Origin of the sequence: Pseudomonas sp. NY15374 (assembly GCF_048068255.1) — a bacterium.
Lineage (GTDB): Bacteria > Pseudomonadota > Gammaproteobacteria > Pseudomonadales > Pseudomonadaceae > Aquipseudomonas > Aquipseudomonas machongensis.
The window spans coordinates 58,056-77,209 of the sequence record NZ_JBLUPZ010000016.1 but is presented as its reverse complement, the minus strand read 5'-3'; the positions used below and the strand labels follow the sequence as shown (position 1 = coordinate 77,209).

The following is a 19,154-nucleotide window of genomic DNA, read 5'->3' as shown; positions in this document are numbered from 1 at the left end:
CGAGCGCCTTGAACCGACCTTGAACGCACCCATACAACCCCATCGCTTCACCCTCGAACCCTTCGAGGCCCACCGTTTCGCCAACTTGTGTGGCCAGTTCGACGAGCACCTGCGCCTGATCGAACAACGCCTGGCCATCGAGATCCGCAACCGCGGCAATCAGTTCGAACTGATCGGCGAGCCCAAGACCACCTCCGCCGCCGAACAGCTGCTGCGCCGTCTCTATCGCGAGACCAAGGCCACCGACCTGTCGCCGGAAACGGTCCACCTCTATCTCCAGGAGTCGGCGGTCGAGAACATCGACAACCCCGCCGTCAACGAAGTCAGCGTCTCGCTGCGCACGCGCAAGGGCAACATCCGCCCGCGCGGGGCCAACCAGCAGCGCTACGTCAAGGAAATCCTGGCCAACGACATCAACTTCGGCATCGGCCCGGCCGGCACCGGCAAGACCTACCTGGCCGTGGCCTGCGCCGTCGATGCGCTGGAGCGCGAACAGGTGCGCCGCATCCTGCTGGTGCGCCCGGCGGTCGAAGCCGGCGAGAAGCTCGGTTTCCTGCCCGGCGACCTGGCCCAGAAGATCGACCCTTACCTGCGCCCGTTGTACGACGCCCTGTACGAGATGCTCGGCTTCGAGCACGTGGCCAAGCTGATCGAGCGCCAGGTGATCGAGATCGCCCCGCTGGCCTACATGCGCGGCCGCACGCTGAACAACAGTTTCATCATCCTCGACGAAAGCCAGAACACCACCCTCGAGCAGATGAAGATGTTCCTCACCCGCATCGGCTTCGGCTCGACTGCAGTGATCACCGGCGACATCACCCAGGTTGACCTGCCGCGTGGCACCAAGTCGGGGCTGGCTCACGTGATCGAAGTGCTCAGGGACGTCCCGGGCATCAGTTTCACCCATTTCCAGCCCAAGGACGTGGTACGCCATCCGCTGGTGCAGCGCATCGTCGAAGCCTACGATCGCTTCGAAGCCCGCCAGGCCAAGCCCGAGGCGCCCGCCAAAGATGCTTGAACTCGATCTGCAACGGGCCACCGATACCCCCGCCCCGGATGACGCGGCATTCCGCCGCTGGTGCGAGCTGGCATTGCGCCAGCGCAGCGCCGACTCGGAAATGACCATCCGCCTGGTCGACGAGGCCGAGGGCCGCGAACTGAACAACACCTACCGGCACAAGGACTACGCGACCAACGTATTGTCCTTCCCTGCTGACGTGCCCGACGAACTGCTGGATATTCCGCTGCTGGGCGACCTGGTCATCTGCGTGCCGGTGGTCGAGCGCGAAGCCAGCGAACAAGGCAAGGCGCTGGAGGCACACTGGGCGCACCTGGTCATTCACGGCTGCCTGCACCTGCTCGGCTACGACCACATCGACGACGATGAGGCCGAGGAAATGGAAGCCCTGGAACGCGAATTGCTGGCCGAACTGGGTCATCCTGACCCGTACGCCGATGACGACATCGATTCAATCAACCCTTGATCACTGCAAAGGAACACGAGTAAACCGCCATGAGCGAAGATCGATCGAGCAACGGGCAGAAGTCCTGGCTGGGTAAACTGACCCAGGCTTTTGCCCATGAGCCGAAAAACCGCCAGGAGCTCCTCGAGCTGCTGCGCGAAGCCCATCAGAACAAGCTGCTCGACAGCGAAGCGTTGACCATCGTCGAAGGTGCCATCCAGGTCGCTGACCTGCAGGTACGCGACATCATGGTCCCGCGCTCGCAGATGATCAGCATCAAGGCCAGCCAGTCCCCACGCGAATTCCTGCCGGCGGTGATCGACGCCGCGCACTCGCGCTACCCGGTGATTGGTGAAAGCCATGACGATGTGCTCGGGATCCTGCTGGCCAAGGACCTGCTGCCGCTGATCCTCAAGGAGAACGGCGACAGCTTCAACATCAAGGACCTGCTGCGCCCGGCCACCTTCGTGCCGGAGTCCAAGCGCCTGAACGTGCTGCTGCGCGAGTTCCGCGCCAACCACAATCACATGGCCATCGTCATCGACGAATACGGCGGCGTCGCGGGCCTGGTAACCATCGAGGACGTGCTGGAGCAGATCGTCGGCGACATCGAGGACGAGCACGACGTCGAGGAAGACAGCTACATCAAGCCACTGCCCAGTGGCGACTTCCTGGTTAAAGCGCTCACGCCGATCGAGAACTTCAACGAGTTCTTCGACAGCGAGTTCTCCGACGATGAGTTCGACACTGTCGGCGGCCTGGTCATGAGCGCCTTTGGTCACCTGCCCAAGCGCAACGAGACCACCGAAATCGGCGCCTATCGCTTCCGCATCCTCAATGCCGACAGCCGCCGGATACACTTGCTGCGCCTGACCCCGATCACCCGCTAAGGACGAACATGCGCTGGATCACCCGCCCCGGCTGGCCCGGTAACCTGCTGGCCATGGTGGCCGGCGCTTCCACCTCCCTGGCCCTGGCGCCCTTCGACATCTGGCCGATCGCCTTGCTGGCGATCATGCTGTTCTACCTCGGCCTGCGCGAGCTCAGCCCGCGCCAGGCTTTGGGTCGCGGCTGGTGCTATGGGTTCGGCCTGTATGGCGCTGGCACCAGCTGGATCTACGTCAGCATCAATACCTACGGCGGGGCGTCGCCCTTGCTGGCGACCCTGCTGCTGGTGGCATTCTTCGCCGCCATCGCCTGGTTCTTCGCCCTGCCCGCCTGGCTCTGGGCGCGCTGGCTGCGGCGCAACGAGGCACCACTGGCTGACGCCCTGTGCTTCGCCGCCCTGTGGCTGTTGCAGGAGGCGTTCCGCGGCTGGTTCCTGACCGGTTTCCCCTGGCTCTACGCCGGCTACAGCCAGCTTGACGGTCCGCTGGCGGGGCTTGCGCCACTGGGGGGTGTCTGGCTGATTTCCTTCGCCCTGGCGCTGTCTGCCGCACTGCTGTGCAACCTGCACCGTTTGCGGGCACGCCCGGCCTTCCTCGCCGTGGGCGCACTGCTGCTGGTCGCCCCGTGGGGCATCGGCCTGGCGCTCAAGGACCACGCCTGGACCCGACCGGCCGGCGAGCCACTGAAAGTGGCTGCGGTGCAGGGTAACGTCGAGCAGGACCTGAAATGGGACCCGGCCCACGTCAACGCCCAACTGGCGCTGTACCGCGACATGAGCCTGAGCTCCAAGCCGGTCGACCTGTTGATCTGGCCCGAGACCGCAGTACCGGTGCTCAAGGACCAGGCCCAGGGCTACATCGACATGATGGGCAGCTTCGCCTCTGACCGTCATTCGGCGCTGATCACCGGGGTGCCGATCCGCGAAGTGGTGCACCATCAGCGCCGCTACTACAACGGCATCACCGTGACCGGCGAAGGCGACGGCACCTACCTCAAGCAGAAGCTGGTGCCATTTGGCGAGTACGTTCCGCTGCAGGACGTGCTGCGCGGGCTGATCGAGTTCTTCAACCTGCCGATGTCCGACTTCGCCCGCGGGCCGGAAGACCAGCCTCTGCTGCAGGCCAAGGGCTATCAGATAGCGCCGTACATCTGCTACGAAGTGGTCTACCCGGAATTCGCCGCAGAGCTGGCAGCGCAGAGCGATCTGCTGCTGACCATCAGCAACGACACCTGGTTCGGCACCTCGATCGGCCCGTTACAGCACCTGCAGATGGCACAGATGCGCGCACTCGAGGCGGGCCGCTGGATGATCCGCGCCACCAACAATGGTGTAACGGCCCTGATCGACCCGTTCGGCAGGATCACCACCCAGATTCCGCAGTTCCAGAAGGCGATTCTGTATGGGGATGTGGTGCCGATGCAGCAGCTCACGCCTTACCTGCAGTGGCGCTCGTGGCCATTGGCAATCCTCTGCGTGCTGCTGATGGGCTGGGCGCTGCTGGCCGCCAGGATTGCCAGAGCCCTCTAGCGGGCTTTTTTCGCGGGCAAGCCCGCCCCCACAGGCACTGCAAGGTCTTCACGGCCCAGTGCCTGTGGGCGCGGGCTCCCCTTGAAGAGACCAGCACAGCGTTTGCCACATCAATAGAACAATCGGTATCCCAGCAGCCCCATCGCCTCGTTGAGCAACTGCCCGCTCTGCCAGATCGCCCGGCTTTCCGGCAGCAGCCCGGCAAACGGTCGCGCATGATCGCCCCCCAGGAAACCCACTGGCGCGGGCACCACTTCGAACCCCACCTGCTCGAAGCTCCAGCGTGAGCGTTGCATGTGCCAGGCCTGGGTCACCACCACCACACGGCGCAGGCCCAACGGCTGCAGAACATCGGCGCTGAAACGAGCGTTTTCCCAGGTCGTGCGGCTGGCCTCTTCCTTCCAGGTCACATCCACCCCGAAGTCAGCCTTGAGCCGATCGGCCATCAGTTGCGCCTCGCTCGGCGGCGTGCCGTAGTGCAGGCCGCCGGTGGTCAGCACCGGCAAGCCCGAAGCCTTGGCCAACTGCGCCGCATAGCGCATGCGCTCCAGCGCCGTGCCAGCGGGCTGGTCCTGTCCGCCCCAGGCCGGATCGCCACGCTCCCGGCCTGCGCCCAGGATCACGATGGCATCGGCACGCGCGGCTAACCCGGCCCACTCATCCAGCGCCAGGGGCGCCTCGGTTTCCAACGCCCGCGCCGACTCCTGTACCACCAGCGGCAGGCTCATCAGCCACAAGCCCGCCAGCCCGATGACAAAACACAACCCGGCCAGGCGCGGGCGGCGCTTGCGCATCCACCAGGCCGCCAACAACAACAGGAACAGCAAGCCCGGCGGCATAAGCCACTGCTTGACGAAAAAACGAATCGGCATGCGCACACCTCAATAGAAGAGGTGCAGCCTAAGAGGATCGACGCCGGGCAACAAGTGCGCGACCGGCGTCGATCAGAGTGGTGTATCGAAGAAGCGTCACGAAACGACGCGGGCCTGGTGTCCTGAACGGCTATCGGGAAGGTTGCGTTCTGGATCTGTCCATTGCAGCGGGGCGCTGCCGGTCCTTGAGCCAGACGATCTTGCCCTTGCCCGACTCCGGCTGAGGGTAGGCGCCGGCACTGGCGAAACGGCTCTCCGGAAGCGTGTCCAGATAAGCCTTGATCACCTGGAACTCCGCGGGGCTCAGGCCGCGCAGCTCCAATTCTGCTGGCATTTCGTCGCGCAGTCGCACCGAGGTTCTGGCCACTTCGAGTGCCAGGCCCAGTCGGTCGATCAGGCGTTCGTATAGCTCCGGTTTGATTGCGGTTAGCTGCGACTCTCCCATCCGTTCACCTCATTGAAGGTAAGAATATCTCCCCCCATAGATGAGCTTAGCGGCACTGAAAAAAGCAGCAGCCCGCTGCGACAAACGGCCCGCGCGGCGTCAATCGCATTCTGGGTTTCCCACGACGCGCGACGCTCATGTATGCTAGGCCGTTCACTCTCATCGACACCGGAGTGCCGGACGCAGCGAGGTTGCGCTGCCTGGAAACAAGGTCTCTTCACTCTCAGCAAAAGTAGCCATGCACGAACAATACCAGCCCCGTGATTTAGAAGCCGCCGCCCAGAACTTCTGGGACGAGCAACAATCGTTCGCTGTCACCGAACAGCAAGGCAAGGATACTTACTATTGCCTATCGATGTTCCCGTACCCGAGCGGCAAGCTACACATGGGCCACGTGCGCAACTACACCATCGGCGACGTCATTGCCCGCTACCAGCGCATGCTGGGCAAGAATGTCCTGCAGCCGATGGGTTGGGATGCCTTCGGCATGCCGGCGGAAAACGCGGCGATGAAGAACAACGTCGCCCCGGCCAAGTGGACCTACGAAAACATCGAATACATGAAGACCCAGCTCAAGAGCCTGGGTCTGGCCTTCGACTGGTCGCGTGAAGTCACCACCTGCAAGCCGGACTACTACCGCTGGGAGCAGTGGCTGTTCACCCGCCTGTTCGAAAAAGGCGTGATCTATCGCAAGAACGGGACCGTGAACTGGGACCCGGCCGACCAGACCGTGCTGGCCAACGAGCAGGTCATCGACGGCCGCGGCTGGCGTTCGGGCGCGCTGATCGAAAAGCGCGAGATCCCGATGTACTACTTCCGCATCACCGACTACGCCGACGAGCTGCTTGAAAGCCTCGACGAGCTGCCGGGCTGGCCAGAGCAGGTCAAGACCATGCAGCGCAACTGGATCGGCAAGTCGCGTGGCATGGAAGTGCAGTTCCCCTACGACCATGCGAGCATCGGTCACGAGGGCGCGCTGAAGGTCTTCACCACCCGTCCCGACACTCTGATGGGCGCCACCTACGTCGCCGTCGCCGCCGAGCACCCGCTGGCCACCCAGGCCGCCCAGGGCAACCCGGCGCTGCAAGCCTTCATCGACGAATGCAAGAGCGGCAGCGTGGCCGAGGCCGACATGGCCACGCAAGAGAAGAAAGGCATGGCCACCTCGCTGCTGGTCGAGCACCCGCTCACCGGCGAGAAGCTGCCGGTCTGGGTCGCCAACTACGTGCTGATGCACTACGGCGATGGCGCGGTAATGGCTGTTCCGGCCCATGACGAGCGCGACTTCGAGTTCGCTCAAAAGTACAACCTGCCGGTCAAGGCCGTGGTGCGCACCAGCGCCGGCGACGAAGTCGGCAGCGAATGGCTGGCCGCCTATGGCGAGCACGGCCAACTGATCAACTCCGGCGAGTTCGACGGCCTGGACTTCGCCGGCGCCTTCGACGCCATCGAAGCCGCGCTGATCCGCAAGGACCTCGGCAAGTCGCGCACCCAGTTCCGCCTGCGCGACTGGGGCATCAGCCGCCAGCGCTACTGGGGCTGCCCGATCCCGATCATCCACTGCCCGTCCTGCGGCGACGTGCCGGTGCCGGAAGACCAGCTCCCGGTCGTGCTGCCAGAGAACGTGGTGCCGGACGGCGCTGGCTCGCCACTGGCGCGCATGCCCGAGTTCTATGAGTGCACCTGCCCGAAATGCGGCACCGCGGCCAAGCGCGAAACCGACACCATGGACACCTTCGTCGAATCGTCCTGGTACTTCGCCCGCTACGCCTCGCCCAACTACGAGGGTGGCCTGGTCGACCCGAAAGCGGCCAACCATTGGCTGCCGGTCGACCAGTACATCGGCGGTATCGAACACGCCATCCTGCACCTGCTTTACGCACGCTTCTTCCACAAGCTGATGCGCGACGAAGGCCTGGTCACCTCGAACGAGCCGTTCAAGAACCTGCTGACCCAAGGCATGGTCGTCGCCGAAACCTACTACCGCGTCGCCAGCAACGGCGGCCGTGACTGGTTCAACCCGGCCGACGTCGAGGTCGAGCGCGATGCCAAGGCCAAGATCATCGGCGCACGCCTGAAGACCGACGGCCTGCCGGTGGAAATCGGTGGCACCGAGAAGATGTCGAAGTCGAAGAACAACGGCGTCGACCCGCAGGCCATGATCGACGCCTACGGCGCCGACACCTGCCGTCTGTTCATGATGTTCGCCTCGCCGCCCGACATGAGCCTGGAGTGGTCCGACTCCGGTGTCGAGGGCGCGAGCCGCTTCCTGCGCCGTGTCTGGCGCCTGGCTCATGGCCATGTTGCCCAGGGCCTGCCAGGCAAGCTGGACATCGCCGCCCTGGACGACGCGCAGAAGGTCATCCGCCGCGGCATCCACGCAGCAATCAAGCAAGCCAGCACCGACGTGGGTCAGTTCCACAAGTTCAACACCGCCATCGCCCAGGTGATGACCCTGATGAACATCCTGGAAAAGGCTCCGCAAGCCAGCGAACAGGATCGCGCCCTGCTGCAGGAAGGCCTGGAGGCCGTCACCCTGTTGCTGGCACCGATCACCCCGCACCTCTCTCACGCACTGTGGAAGGAACTGGGCCACACCCAGGCGGTGATCGATGCTGGCTGGCCGGCCGTCGACGAAAGCGCGCTGGTACAGGACACCATCACATTGGTGGTCCAGGTCAACGGCAAGCTGCGTGGCCAGGTCGAAATGCCCGCTGCCGCCAGCCGCGAGGAAATCGAAGCCGCCGCCCGTAACAACGACAATGTCCTGCGCTTCCTCGATGGCCTGACCATCCGCAAGGTCATCGTGGTACCGGGCAAGCTGGTCAACATCGTCGCCAACTGATGGCAACGCCCGCCCCTAGACACGGGGCGGGCGGAACAGGCCCACAAGGGAGCAACAACATGATCAAACGCAATCTGCTGGTAATAGGCCTGGCCGCCGTGCTCAGTGCCTGCGGTTTCCAGCTGCGCGGTACCGGCACCAACGAAATTGCCCTCAAGGAGCTGGACCTCGGTGCACGTAACGCCTACGGCGAGACCGTCACCCAACTGCGCCAGACCCTGCAGAACAGTGGTGTCAAGGTCCAGGCCGGCGCGCCCTACAAACTGGTACTGACCAACGAGCAGGACAGCCAGCGCGCGGCGACCTACTCCGGCGGCAGCCGCTCTGCTGAATACGAGCTGACCACCGTGCTGAACTACGAGGTTCAGGGTCAGAACGATGCAGTACTGCTCGCAGACAAGCTGGAAGTACGCAAGATCTATGTCTACGACGGCAACAACATTACCGGCTCCACCCAGGAAGCCACTCAGGTTCGCCAGGAAATGCGTCGCGACCTGGTCCAGGGCATGATGGTCCGCCTGCAGCAGCTTACCCCGGAGCACCTGGCGCACCTTCAGCGCAAGGCTGACGAGCGTGCACGCGCCGAAGCCGAAGCCCTGAAAGAGGCCCAGCGCATCCAGGACAACACGCCCCAGCAATCGCCGCTGGAAGTCCCGGCCCATTGAGCCTGAACGGGGCACCGCTGGTGCCCCGCCCATCCCATGAAGCTTTCTCCCGCCCAACTCAACAAGCACCTGCAAGGCACACTGGCCCCGGTCTATGTGGTCAGTGGCGACGATCCGCTGCTGTGTCAGGAAGCCGCCGACGCCATTCGCGCCGCCGCGCGCCAGCAGGGCTTCGATGAACGCCAGGTGTTCAGCGCCGATGCCAATTTCGACTGGGGCAGCCTGCTGCTGGCCGGTGCCAGCCTGTCGTTGTTCGCCCAACGTCGTCTGCTGGAGTTACGCCTGCCGTCGGGCAAACCCGGCGACAAGGGCGCTGCCGCGCTCATGGAGTATTGCGCCAACCCTGCCGAAGACACGCTGCTGCTGGTCAGCCTGCCCAAGCTCGACGGTAGCGCGCAGAAGACCAAGTGGGGCAAGGCCATCATCGAAGGCGAACACTGCCAGTTCATCCAGATCTGGCCGGTGGACGCCCAGCAATTGCCGCAATGGATCAACCAGCGCCTGTCCCAGGCCGGGCTGTCGGCACAGCGCGATGCCGTCGACCTGATCGCCGCACGGGTCGAGGGCAACCTGCTGGCGGCCGCCCAGGAGATCGAGAAACTCAAGTTGCTCGCCGAGGGCAACCAGATCACCGTCGAGACCGTTCAGGCCGCCGTCGCCGACAGCGCCCGCTTCGATGTCTTCGGCCTGGTCGATGCCATCCTCAACGGCGAGGCCGGGCATGCGCTGCGCATGCTCGAAGGGCTGCGTGGCGAGGGGGTCGAGCCGCCCGTCATTCTATGGGCGCTGGCCCGCGAGCTGCGCCTGCTGGCGGGGCTGGCCCAGCAGTTCAGCCAGGGTGTACCGCTGGACAAGGCCTTCAGCCAGGCGCGCCCGCCCGTGTGGGACAAACGCCGCCCTCTGGTCAGCAAGGCCCTGCAGCGCCTGTCAGCGCAACGCTGGGCGCAACTGCTGCAGGATGCCCAACGCATCGACGCACAGATCAAAGGCCAGGCTGAGGGTTCGCCGTGGACCGGGCTGTCGCGGCTGTCGCTGTTGATGGCCGGACAGCGCCTGGCGCTGCCTTCGGAATAATTGGGACTACTGTAGGAGCGGGCTTGCCCGCGAACACCGGCGCAGCCGGTGCCACTCACCGCGTTGCCTGATTCGCGGGCAAGCCCGCTCCCACAGGGGTGTCACAGGTCGTCACTCAACGTCAATACACACAATCAATTGGCTCCCCGTTCGCCTAGGCCATAAAGTCGGCCCCCAAGTTCATCCAACCTGGGAACCCCGCCATGAGCAAGAAGCCGAAAAAACACGGCCCCAACAAGGCCAAGTCGATCATCGCCCAACCCCTGTTCCGCTGCCGCCAGGAACGACCGGAAAAGGGCAAGGGCAGCTACCGCCGCGAAGCCTTCCAATCGAGAGATTGGGAGGCTTCTTGCTTTCTGGCCGCCTGAAAAAGGCGCAGGCATGATATGGTCGGCACCTGAACTGCAAAACTGGATCTGTGCATGTCCTTCAGTCTTTCCCAGCGCTGGCGCCCCCGCCAGCTGATCGCGGCCTCCAGCTTCATCCTGCTCGTCGCCTGCGCGGAAAAACCCACCGCCGCCGACGCCCTGCCGCTGGCCCCTGCCCAGCCCGCTCCGAACGTTACCCTGCCCGGCACCGCCACTGACACCAGCAGCGAAATCCAACCGTTGCAGACCTTCGCCCAATGGCAGGCGGGCTTCCGCCAACAAGCGCTGCAAGCTGGTATCAGCCCAAGCACCTTCGACCGTGCATTCGTTGGCGTGACGCCCGACATGGACGTGATCAAGGCCGATCGCAGCCAGCCTGAGTTCTCCCGCCCGGTCTGGGAATATCTCGACGGTGCGTTGTCCCCCCTGCGCGTGCGCAACGGCAAGAAACTGCTGGAACAGCACGCCGAGCTACTCGGCCGTATCGAGCAACGTTATGGCGTCGACCGCCAGGTACTGGTTGCCGTATGGGGCATGGAGAGCAATTTCGGACAGTTCCAGGGCAACAAGTCGGTGATCCGCTCGCTGGCCACCCTGGCCTATGAGGGCCGCCGCCCCACCTTCGCCCAGGACCAGTTGATCGCCGCGCTGCAGATCCTCCAGAACGGCGACATTCAGCCCGAGGCCATGCGCGGCTCCTGGGCCGGTGCAATGGGGCAGACCCAGTTCATCCCTACCACCTACAACACCCACGCGGTGGACTTCGACGGCGATGGCCGCCGCGACATCTGGAACAGCACGGCAGACGCCCTGGCCTCCACCGCGCACTACCTGCAAAGCTCGGGCTGGAAGCGTGGCCAGCCTTGGGGCTTCGAGGTTCAGGTGCCGGCAGGCTTCGACTACTGGCTGGCAGACGGCGCCCAACGCAAGTCGGTCAGCGAATGGTTGAGCCTGGGTGTGACCCTGCCGACCGGCACCCAACTGCCCAGCGGCAGCAACCAGCTCTCGGCAGCGCTATTGCTGCCAGCAGGCGCACGCGGACCGGCATTCCTGGTGCTGGACAACTTCCGCGCAATCCTGAAGTACAACAATTCCTCGTCCTACGCCCTGGCGGTAAGCCTGCTGGGTGATCGCTTCTCGGGCTGGGGTTTCATTGCCGGTTCGTGGCCGAAGGACGACCTGCCACTGAGCCGCAGCGAGCGCATGGAGCTGCAGAACCTGCTCAATGCCAGCGGGCACGAAGCCGGTAACGCCGATGGCATCATCGGTGCCAACACCCGCAAAGCCATTCGCAATGCTCAGCAGGCCCAAGGCTGGCCGGCTGATGGGTATCCGACGCACAAGCTGCTCGATAGCCTGCGGCGCTAGAACGCATCGGGGCTGCTCGTGCAGCCCCGATAACTTCAGGCCATGAACAGCGCCTGCTCCAGCACAAGCTTCTGTGCATCACTGTCCAGCCGCACCTGCGCCCCCAGCGGCAGGCAGACATTCGGATCACAGTGTCCACTGCGCCATCCTGCCAGCACCGGCACCTCAAGCGGCCCGAACACGTCTCTGAGCAATGGCTCCAACGCCGTCACCGTGATCCCCGCAAAGTCTCCCACCAGCACACCCTTGACCCCCTCCAGCGTGCCAGCCAGACGCAACTGGGTCAGCAGGCGGTCCACCCGGTACAGGGGCTCGTTGACGTCCTCGATGAACAGGATGCTGCCGTGGGTATCGATCTGCGCCAAGGTGCCTTGAGTCGCCCCAAGCATCGACAGGTTGCCACCCACCAACCGCCCGCTGGCGACACCACGGACCACGGTCGTCAGGCCAAACGCCGCCGGGTGCTCGATGGCATCGCCTCGCCCGAGCTGCCCCTGCAATTGCTGGAACAACGAACTGACGGTCGGCTCGAGCTTGGCACCGAGCAGGTCGGCATTGAGCATCCCGCCATGGAAGGTGAGCAACCCGGCATGGCGATGGATTGCCGTGTGCAGGGCGGTGATGTCGCTGTAGCCGATCAAGGGTTTGGGGTGGCGACGAATCAGCTCGAAATCCAGCCGATCAAGCAGCCGCATGCTGCCATAGCCACCTCGCATGCACAGGATCGCGTCGATCCGAGGGTCAGCGAAGGCGTCGTGCAGGTCACGCACGCGTTGCTCGTCACTGCCTGCCAGGTAGCCGTCGGCCTGTAGCGCGCCCGGGTAGATGCGGCAACGCAAGCCACGCTGCTCGAACCATTGACGCGCCTTGCCCACATCCAGCCGTGCAGGCCCCGCTGGTGCGACAATTGCGAAGCAGGCGTTGCCGGGCAATGCCCTGGGCAGGCTGAAGACCGGGGTTTCAAGACAGTTCATCGTGCGATTCCTTGCATATGAGGGCTGGCCACTCTAACGGGGCTAATGAAGGACGCACATAGGCAGCGCTGCCCCGGAAAACAAAAATGCCGATGCCGCCTTTCAGCGTGCATCGGCATGTTCAGCTCAGCCCTGATCAGAGCTTGATCTTGGCTTCGTGAGCCTGCTGGTCGGCGTGGTAGGACGAGCGCACCAGCGGGCCGGAGGCCACGTTCTTGAAGCCCATCTTGTAGCCTTCCTCGGCGAACCAGGCGAAGGTGTCGGGGTGCACGAAACGCTGCACCGGCAAGTGGCTGCGCGACGGCTGCAGGTACTGGCCGAGGGTCAGCATGTCGATGTCATGCTCGCGCATGCGGTGCATCACCTCGATGACCTCCTCGTCGGTCTCGCCCAGGCCGAGCATCAGGCCCGACTTGGTGGGGACGTGCGGCACCAGTTGTTTGAACTTCTGCAGCAGGTCCAGCGACCAGTCGTAGTCCGACCCAGGACGCGCGGCCTTGTACAGACGCGGCACGGTCTCGAGGTTGTGGTTGAACACATCAGGCGGCGTTTGCGCGGTGATTTCCAGCGCTACGTCCATACGCCCGCGGTAGTCCGGTACCAGGGTTTCCAACTGCACGCCTGGGGACAGGGCGCGGATTTCGCGGATGCAATCGGCAAAGTGCTGGGCACCACCATCACGCAGGTCGTCGCGGTCTACCGAGGTGATCACCACGTACTTCAGGCGCAAATCGGCAATGGCGACCGCCAGGTTCTTCGGCTCATCGAGGTCCAGCGGCTTGGGACGACCATGGCCAACGTCGCAGAACGGGCAGCGACGGGTGCAGATATCACCCATGATCATGAAGGTCGCGGTACCACCGGAGAAGCACTCGCCCAGGTTAGGGCAGGATGCCTCTTCGCAGACGCTGTGCAGCTTGTGCTTGCGCAGCAGTTGCTTGATGCGGTCGACTTCCGGCGAAACCGGGATGCGCACGCGGATCCAGTCGGGTTTCTTCGGCAGTTCGTCGGTGGGGATGATTTTCACCGGGATGCGCGCGACCTTATCGGCGCCACGCAGCTTGACCCCGGCTTCCACTTTCTTGGGGGCAGGGCGTGAGGTGACGTCTTGCGTCGCGATCAGGTTCGGCACGGCTTCTTGCACAGTTGTCATAATCAGTCGATTCCGCCCGTGAGGGTCGTCTGCTCAGCATAGTCGAGGTGCCTGACCAGCTGTCCACGCAGCCTTGTCCTGACCTCGTCAAGTTCGATCGGGCCTGCCAGGTCGCGCAGCTGGGTCATGGCCAGCCCCGCATACCCGCAGGGGTTGATTCGGCGGAATGGCGCAAGGTCCATGTCCACGTTCAGGGCAAGGCCGTGGAACGAACGGCCGTTGCGGATTCGAAGGCCAAGTGACGCGATCTTCGCGCCATCGACATAGACGCCAGGGGCGTCGGGCTTGGCCAGCGCCTGCACGCCGTAGCTGGCGAGCAGTTCGATGAGCGTACTCTCGATGCGGCTGACCAGCTCGCGCACGCCAAAACCCAGGCGACGCACGTCCAGCAGCAGGTAGGCGACCAACTGGCCGGGGCCGTGGTAGGTGACCTGACCGCCGCGGTCGGTCTGCACCACCGGGATATCGCCCGGTATCAGCAGATGCTCGGCCTTACCGGCCTGGCCCTGGGTGAAGACCGCGGGATGCTCGACCAGCCAGACTTCGTCCTGGCTGTCCGGGCCGCGCTGCTCGGTAAAGCGACGCATGGCTTCCAGCACCGGTTCATAGGGCTGCAGGCCAAGATCGCGAAAACCGAGGGACGCGGGCATCACAGTACCATTTTCACGATGCCGGTGGCACGCAGGGCACTGTTGATGTCGTGCAGCTGGTTCTCGCTCTCGGCGACGATGTGCAGCTGTACCGTAGTGTATTTGCCTTCCTTGCTCTGGCGCTCGGCCAGGGTGGACAGGTCGACCTTGGCGTGCTTGCTCAGGACCTCGATGACCATGTCCTTGAAGCCGACAACGGTATCGCCGATGACCTTGATCGGGTAATCGGCGCAGGGGAATTCGATTTTGTGCGACTTGACGTCAGCTTCGCTCATGGCGCGTACGCCCTCGTAAGGCGTGGCAACAACAATGCCCCCGAGCGGTTGCGCGGAGGCATGGCCGGTCACGTATCAGTTGAACAAACCGTAGAAGAACAGGCGGATGCTATCCCACATACGGCGGAAGAAACCACCTTCCTCGACGCCATCCAGGGCGATCAGGTCGGCGCTGTGCACCACTTTCTCGTCCAGTTTGACTTCCACTTTACCGATCACGTCACCTTTGGCGATCGGAGCGGTCAGCTGCGGGTTCATGGTCATCGAAGCCTGGAGGCGTTTCAATTGGCCTTTAGGCATGGTCATGGTCAGGTCGTTGGCCAGACCCGCCTTGACTTGAGCGGTGGCGCCCTTCCAGACCGGCGCCTGAGTCAGCTCGGTACCCTTCTGGTAGAAGGTCTGGGTTTCGAAGAAGCGGAAACCGTAGGTCAGCAGCTTCTGCGTTTCGGCGGCACGGGCCTGCTCGCTGTTGGTGCCGAACACCACCGCGATCAGACGCTGGCCATCGCGAACGGCCGAGGCCACCATGCAGTAGCCGGCTTCCTCGGTATGGCCGGTCTTCAGACCGTCGACGGTCTTGTCGCGCCACAGCAGCAGGTTGCGGTTAGGCTGCTTGATGTTGTTCCAGTAGAACTCTTTCTGCGAGTAGATCGCGTAGTGCGCCGGATCTTCGTTGATGATCGCACGCGCCAGCAGGGCCATGTCGTGAGCCGAGGAATAGTGCTCGGGGTTCGGCAGGCCGGTCGGGTTCATGAAGTGCGAATTGGACATGCCCAGGTCGGCGGCAGTCTTGTTCATCATGTCGGCGAAGGCGTCTTCACTGCCGGCGATGTGCTCGGAAAGGGCTACCGAGGCATCGTTGCCCGACTGGATGATGATGCCGTGCAGCAGGTCGCTGACGGTCACCTGGCTGCCGACCTTGATGAACATGCGCGAACCGCCGGTACGCCAGGCGTTCTCGCTGACGGTCACCGGGTCGTTCTCGCCGATCTGGCCACGACGGATGTCGAGGGTGGCGATGTAGGCGGTCATCAGCTTGGTCAGGCTGGCTGGCGGCAGGCGCTCGTCACCGTTGTTCTCGACCAGCACGTTGCCGCTGGACGCATCCATGAGTACATAGGACTTGGCTGCCAACTGCGGAGGTGCTGGCATCATCTGCTCGGCTGCAAAGGCAGCGGGCACGATCAGCAGCAGTACGGGCAGGCAAAGTCGTTTGGCAAGGTTGGTGATGTTCATCCGTCTCTCGTAAATCGCTAATGGTCTGATGTTCCGTGGGGATACCACGGCGTTTCAGTCTGCTTCGGGGCTGGCGGACAGCCCATGCCCCAAGGGGCAAAACCGCCATTGTACATGGCCGGACCTGGCAATTCATGAACAAACCGACAGGTCGGCATCGTCTTGCTCACGGGCAAACCCGCGCCGGAAGGTACTGCGTCGTCAGTCTGCTGTGACCAGCTTGGCCTGCCCCAGGTTCGCCAGGCGAATGCTGTCCTGCGCCTGCTGGATTTCACCCTGGCTGCTGATCGGCCCCAAACGTACCCGGTGCAGCGTTTGCTGGTTGCGCACGATGGAACTGATGAACACCGGCGCACTGACCATGGTGCTCAACTTCGAACGCAACAGCTCGGCGGCGTCCGGGTTGGCGAAGGCGCCGACCTGAAGGAAGCTGCCGCCGCTGTTGCCCGGTACGTTGTTGCCGGCCACCTGCACCGGCACCACGGGAGCAGCGTGCTGCTGCGGCGGCGGGGTCCATTGTTCGACACGCCCGGTGCTGGCGGGGATCGGCTGCGCCTGGGCGACCTGCGGCTCCTTGAGCATCAATGGCGGCTGCTGGCCCTTCTGCGCCCACCACTGCTGCGGGTCGATGCCTTCGACGCGCACATGGGCGGTGCCGATTTCGGCGTAACCGAGCTTCTTCGCCGCGGCGTACGACAAGTCGATGATGCGGTCCGAATAGAATGGCCCGCGGTCGTTGACCCGCAGGATCACACTGCGGCCGTTGGCCAGGTTGGTCACCCGCACATAGGCCGGCAGCGGCAGGGTCTTGTGCGCCGCGCTCATGCCGTAGAGGTCGTAAAGCTCACCGTTGGCGGTGTTCTGCCCGTGGAACTTGGTGCCGTACCACGACGCCGTGCCCTCGGCGCGGTAGTTGCGCGAGTCCTGCATCGGGTAATAGGTTTTGCCCAGCACGGTGTACGGGTTGGCCTTGTAGTTGCCGGTGTGCACGGTCGGGGTAGCGTCGGGAATCTTGTTGACGTCCACGTCCCACCAGGGTGCACCGTCCTTGTGGGCACGGTTGATGTCCAGGCCCGGCTGCGAGCGAACGGTGTTGCCGCCCCCCTGCGAGGTCGGACGGCTGGAAGAACAGCTGACCAGCAATACGCCGATGGCGGCGCAAGTCAGCAACTTGAAGGTATTGGCTTTGAACAATTCGCGCATTACTTGACGCCCCGTGCCTGGACCAGCTGTTGCGAGAGCTGATGCACCGCCATGGCATACATCACGCTGCGGTTGTAACGCGTGATCGCGTAGAAGTTCTTCAGGCCCATCCAGTATTCGGGGCCGTTGTCGCCTTCGAGCCGGAACGCCGTGACCGGCAGATCATCGCGCAGCGCATCATGACTCGACCAGCCCAGCGCTCGCAACTCCCCGACCGTCTTCACAGGCTCGATGCCGGTGGTCAGGCCCTCGTCGGCACGCGCACCGCTGACCTGGGCCCGGCTGACCACGGGCTGCCCGGCGACCCAGCCGTGGCGCTTGAAATAGCTGGCCACACTGCCGATGGCATCATCCGGGTTGTTCCAGATATTGATGTGGCCGTCGCCGTCGAAATCCACGGCGTAATTGCGAAAACTGCTCGGCATGAACTGCGGCAGGCCCATGGCGCCAGCATAGGACCCCTTGAGCGTGAGTGGGTCGAGTTGCTCCTCGCGCGCCAGCAGGAGGAACTCTCGCAGCTCCTTGCGGAAGAATTCGGCGCGCGGCGGGTAGTCGAAGCCCAGCGTCGACAAGGCATCGATGACCCGGTAGTTGCCGGTATTGCGGCCAAAGAAGGTTTCCACGCCAATGATCGCGACGATGTACTGGGCCGGCACGCCGTATTCCTGCTCGGCGCGGGCCAGCACGGCTTCGTGCTGGCGCCAGAAGTCGACACCGCGGGCGATGCGCGCATCGGTGATGAACATCGGGCGGTATTCCTTCCAGGGCTTGACCCGCTCGGCCGGACGCGAGATCGCGTCGAGGATCGCCTGCTTGCGCTGCACCTCGCGGAATACACCCATCAGTTGCTCGCCGGCAAAGCCGTAGTCGCGGGTCATTTCGCCAACGAATTCGGCCACCTTGGGCGAGCCGTCATAGTCGCCGGCATTGGCCTGCTGGACAGCGCCGAGCAGCCCCATCGCGCCGATCCACGGCATACAACGGGCAGCCCAGCCACGCACTGCTTGCATGAAATTCTTCACCTTTTTCAAACCTGTGCGATCCATTTGCGGTGCGTGTGGATCGACATCAAAACGCCAAACGCTGACAGCAGCGTCACCAACGAAGTTCCGCCATAGCTGATAAAGGGCAACGGCACACCCACCACGGGCAGCAGGCCACTCACCATACCGATGTTGACGAATACATAAACAAAGAAGGTCATCGTCAGGCTGCCGGCCAGCAACTTGCCGAACAGGGTCTGAGCCTGCGCCGTGATGACCAGGCCGCGACCGATCAGCAACAGGTAGATGATCAGCAGCAGACAGATGCCCACCAGGCCGAATTCCTCACCCAGTACGGCAATGATGAAGTCGGTGTGGCTTTCGGGCAGAAAGTCCAGGTGCGACTGGGTGCCCAGTAGCCAGCCCTTGCCGAACACGCCGCCCGAACCGATCGCGGCCTTGGACTGGATGATGTTCCAGCCAGTGCCCAGCGGATCGCTCTCGGGGTCGAGGAAGGTCAGGACCCGTTGCTTCTGATAGTCATGCATCACGAAGAACCACATCGCCACAGCCACCGGTACGGCCGCCGTCACCACGCTGATGATCCAGCGCCAGCGCAAGCCGCCCATGAACAGCACGAACGCGCCGGAGGCAAGGATCAGCAAAGCCGTGCCAAGGTCAGGTTGTCGGACGATAAGGATGAACGGCACACCGATCAACACCAGGCTGATTGCCACGTGTTTCAGATGGGGCGGCAGGGTGCGCTTGGACAGGTACCAGGCGATGGTCGCCGGCATGATGATCTTCATGAACTCCGAGGGCTGGAAGCGAATCACTCCGGGAATGTTGATCCAGCGCGTGGCGCCCATGGCGTTGTGGCCCATCACATCCACCACCACCAGCAACAGCACCCCCGCCACGTAGGCCAACGGCACCCAGCGCGCCATGAAGCGCGGCTCGAGCTGGGCGATGATGAACATGGAAACCAGGCCGATGCCGAAGGAGCTGGCCTGCTTCATCAGCAGGTCCCAGTTCTTGCCGCTGGCCGAATAGAGGACGAACAGGCTGCCGGCGGCGAGCGTCAGCAGAATGAGCAGCAGTGGACCGTCGACATGGATGCGCTGCAGGAAGCTGGCGCGCCTGCGCATCACGTCCTCGCTGGAA

At 63.7% G+C, this 19,154-nt stretch carries 19 protein-coding genes; 9 read left to right on the top strand and 10 right to left on the bottom strand.

The window, feature by feature from the left end; all coding sequences use genetic code 11:
- Positions 1 to 19 precede the first annotated feature (19 nt).
- The 4 genes from ACNFHO_RS25455 to lnt are packed head-to-tail and all read left to right on the top strand — an operon-like array spanning position 20 to position 3,879.
- Positions 20 to 1,018 (top strand): PhoH family protein, encoded by a 999-nt coding sequence (locus tag ACNFHO_RS25455; RefSeq protein WP_063542619.1) that lies wholly within the window; start codon positions 20 to 22, stop codon positions 1,016 to 1,018.
- Complete coding sequence (ybeY, locus tag ACNFHO_RS25450; RefSeq protein ID WP_125930854.1) at positions 1,011 to 1,484, top strand: rRNA maturation RNase YbeY; 474 nt, start codon at positions 1,011 to 1,013, stop codon at positions 1,482 to 1,484. The genes ACNFHO_RS25455 and ybeY overlap by 8 nt, the downstream gene beginning before the upstream one ends.
- A gap of 29 nt (positions 1,485 to 1,513) precedes the next feature.
- A complete protein-coding gene (locus ACNFHO_RS25445) occupies positions 1,514 to 2,353 on the top strand; it encodes an HlyC/CorC family transporter (RefSeq protein ID WP_054892824.1) in 840 nt (279 codons plus the stop codon).
- An 8-nt stretch (positions 2,354 to 2,361) separates the two neighbouring features.
- Entirely contained in the window at positions 2,362 to 3,879 is a 1,518-nt protein-coding gene (gene lnt / locus ACNFHO_RS25440) for an apolipoprotein N-acyltransferase (RefSeq protein WP_112897244.1), read from the top strand.
- Positions 3,880 to 3,989: 110 nt separating this feature from the next.
- Here lnt and ACNFHO_RS25435 read toward each other — a convergent pair whose 3' ends face one another.
- A complete protein-coding gene (locus ACNFHO_RS25435; protein WP_063542613.1) occupies positions 3,990 to 4,751 on the bottom strand; it encodes a YdcF family protein in 762 nt (253 codons plus the stop codon).
- Between the two features lie 130 nt (positions 4,752 to 4,881).
- Positions 4,882 to 5,196 carry a hypothetical protein gene (locus ACNFHO_RS25430; RefSeq protein WP_054892821.1) on the bottom strand — a complete coding sequence of 105 codons (315 nt, stop codon included), beginning with the start codon at positions 5,194 to 5,196 and terminating at the stop codon, positions 4,882 to 4,884.
- Between the two features lie 238 nt (positions 5,197 to 5,434).
- On the opposite strand from ACNFHO_RS25430, the gene leuS reads away from it, so the two are divergent.
- The 5 genes from leuS to ACNFHO_RS25405 all read left to right on the top strand — a co-directional run bounded on the left by leuS (position 5,435) and on the right by ACNFHO_RS25405 (position 11,516).
- A complete protein-coding gene (leuS, locus tag ACNFHO_RS25425) occupies positions 5,435 to 8,041 on the top strand; it encodes a leucine--tRNA ligase (protein ID WP_416767752.1) in 2,607 nt (868 codons plus the stop codon).
- A 59-nt stretch (positions 8,042 to 8,100) separates the two neighbouring features.
- Entirely contained in the window at positions 8,101 to 8,706 is a 606-nt protein-coding gene (lptE, locus tag ACNFHO_RS25420; protein WP_054892819.1) for an LPS assembly lipoprotein LptE, read from the top strand.
- Positions 8,707 to 8,742: 36 nt separating this feature from the next.
- Entirely contained in the window at positions 8,743 to 9,780 is a 1,038-nt protein-coding gene (gene holA, locus ACNFHO_RS25415; protein ID WP_112897242.1) for a DNA polymerase III subunit delta, read from the top strand.
- Positions 9,781 to 9,983: 203 nt separating this feature from the next.
- A complete protein-coding gene (arfA, locus tag ACNFHO_RS25410) occupies positions 9,984 to 10,148 on the top strand; it encodes an alternative ribosome rescue factor ArfA (protein WP_039580593.1) in 165 nt (54 codons plus the stop codon).
- 54 nt (positions 10,149 to 10,202) lie between these two features.
- Positions 10,203 to 11,516 carry a lytic murein transglycosylase gene (locus ACNFHO_RS25405; RefSeq protein WP_054892817.1) on the top strand — a complete coding sequence of 438 codons (1,314 nt, stop codon included), beginning with the start codon at positions 10,203 to 10,205 and terminating at the stop codon, positions 11,514 to 11,516.
- A 35-nt stretch (positions 11,517 to 11,551) separates the two neighbouring features.
- On the opposite strand, the gene ACNFHO_RS25400 is transcribed toward ACNFHO_RS25405, so the two are convergent.
- The 8 genes from ACNFHO_RS25400 to rodA form a co-directional block, all read right to left on the bottom strand.
- Positions 11,552 to 12,490 carry a S66 peptidase family protein gene (locus tag ACNFHO_RS25400; protein ID WP_416767750.1) on the bottom strand — a complete coding sequence of 313 codons (939 nt, stop codon included), beginning with the start codon at positions 12,488 to 12,490 and terminating at the stop codon, positions 11,552 to 11,554.
- Positions 12,491 to 12,626: 136 nt separating this feature from the next.
- Entirely contained in the window at positions 12,627 to 13,643 is a 1,017-nt protein-coding gene (lipA, locus tag ACNFHO_RS25395; RefSeq protein WP_054892815.1) for a lipoyl synthase, read from the bottom strand.
- Between the two features lie 2 nt (positions 13,644 to 13,645).
- Entirely contained in the window at positions 13,646 to 14,293 is a 648-nt protein-coding gene (lipB, locus tag ACNFHO_RS25390) for a lipoyl(octanoyl) transferase LipB (RefSeq protein WP_054892814.1), read from the bottom strand.
- Positions 14,293 to 14,568, bottom strand: coding sequence for a DUF493 domain-containing protein (locus ACNFHO_RS25385; RefSeq protein WP_054892813.1), 276 nt, complete (start codon positions 14,566 to 14,568; stop codon positions 14,293 to 14,295). Before ACNFHO_RS25385 ends, lipB begins: the two co-directional genes overlap by 1 nt.
- A 75-nt stretch (positions 14,569 to 14,643) precedes the next feature.
- Entirely contained in the window at positions 14,644 to 15,804 is a 1,161-nt protein-coding gene (locus ACNFHO_RS25380) for a D-alanyl-D-alanine carboxypeptidase family protein (RefSeq protein WP_054892812.1), read from the bottom strand.
- 201 nt (positions 15,805 to 16,005) lie between these two features.
- Positions 16,006 to 17,007: a septal ring lytic transglycosylase RlpA family protein gene (locus tag ACNFHO_RS25375; RefSeq protein ID WP_065861514.1), complete on the bottom strand. Its 1,002-nt coding sequence runs from the start codon at positions 17,005 to 17,007 to the stop codon at positions 16,006 to 16,008.
- Positions 17,007 to 18,017, bottom strand: a complete 1,011-nt coding sequence (gene mltB / locus ACNFHO_RS25370) for a lytic murein transglycosylase B (protein WP_416767748.1) — start codon at positions 18,015 to 18,017, stop codon at positions 17,007 to 17,009. The genes ACNFHO_RS25375 and mltB overlap by 1 nt, the downstream gene beginning before the upstream one ends.
- Positions 18,018 to 18,034: 17 nt before the next feature.
- Entirely contained in the window at positions 18,035 to 19,138 is a 1,104-nt protein-coding gene (gene rodA, locus ACNFHO_RS25365) for a rod shape-determining protein RodA (protein WP_054892858.1), read from the bottom strand.
- Between the last annotated feature and the right edge of the window lie 16 nt (positions 19,139 to 19,154).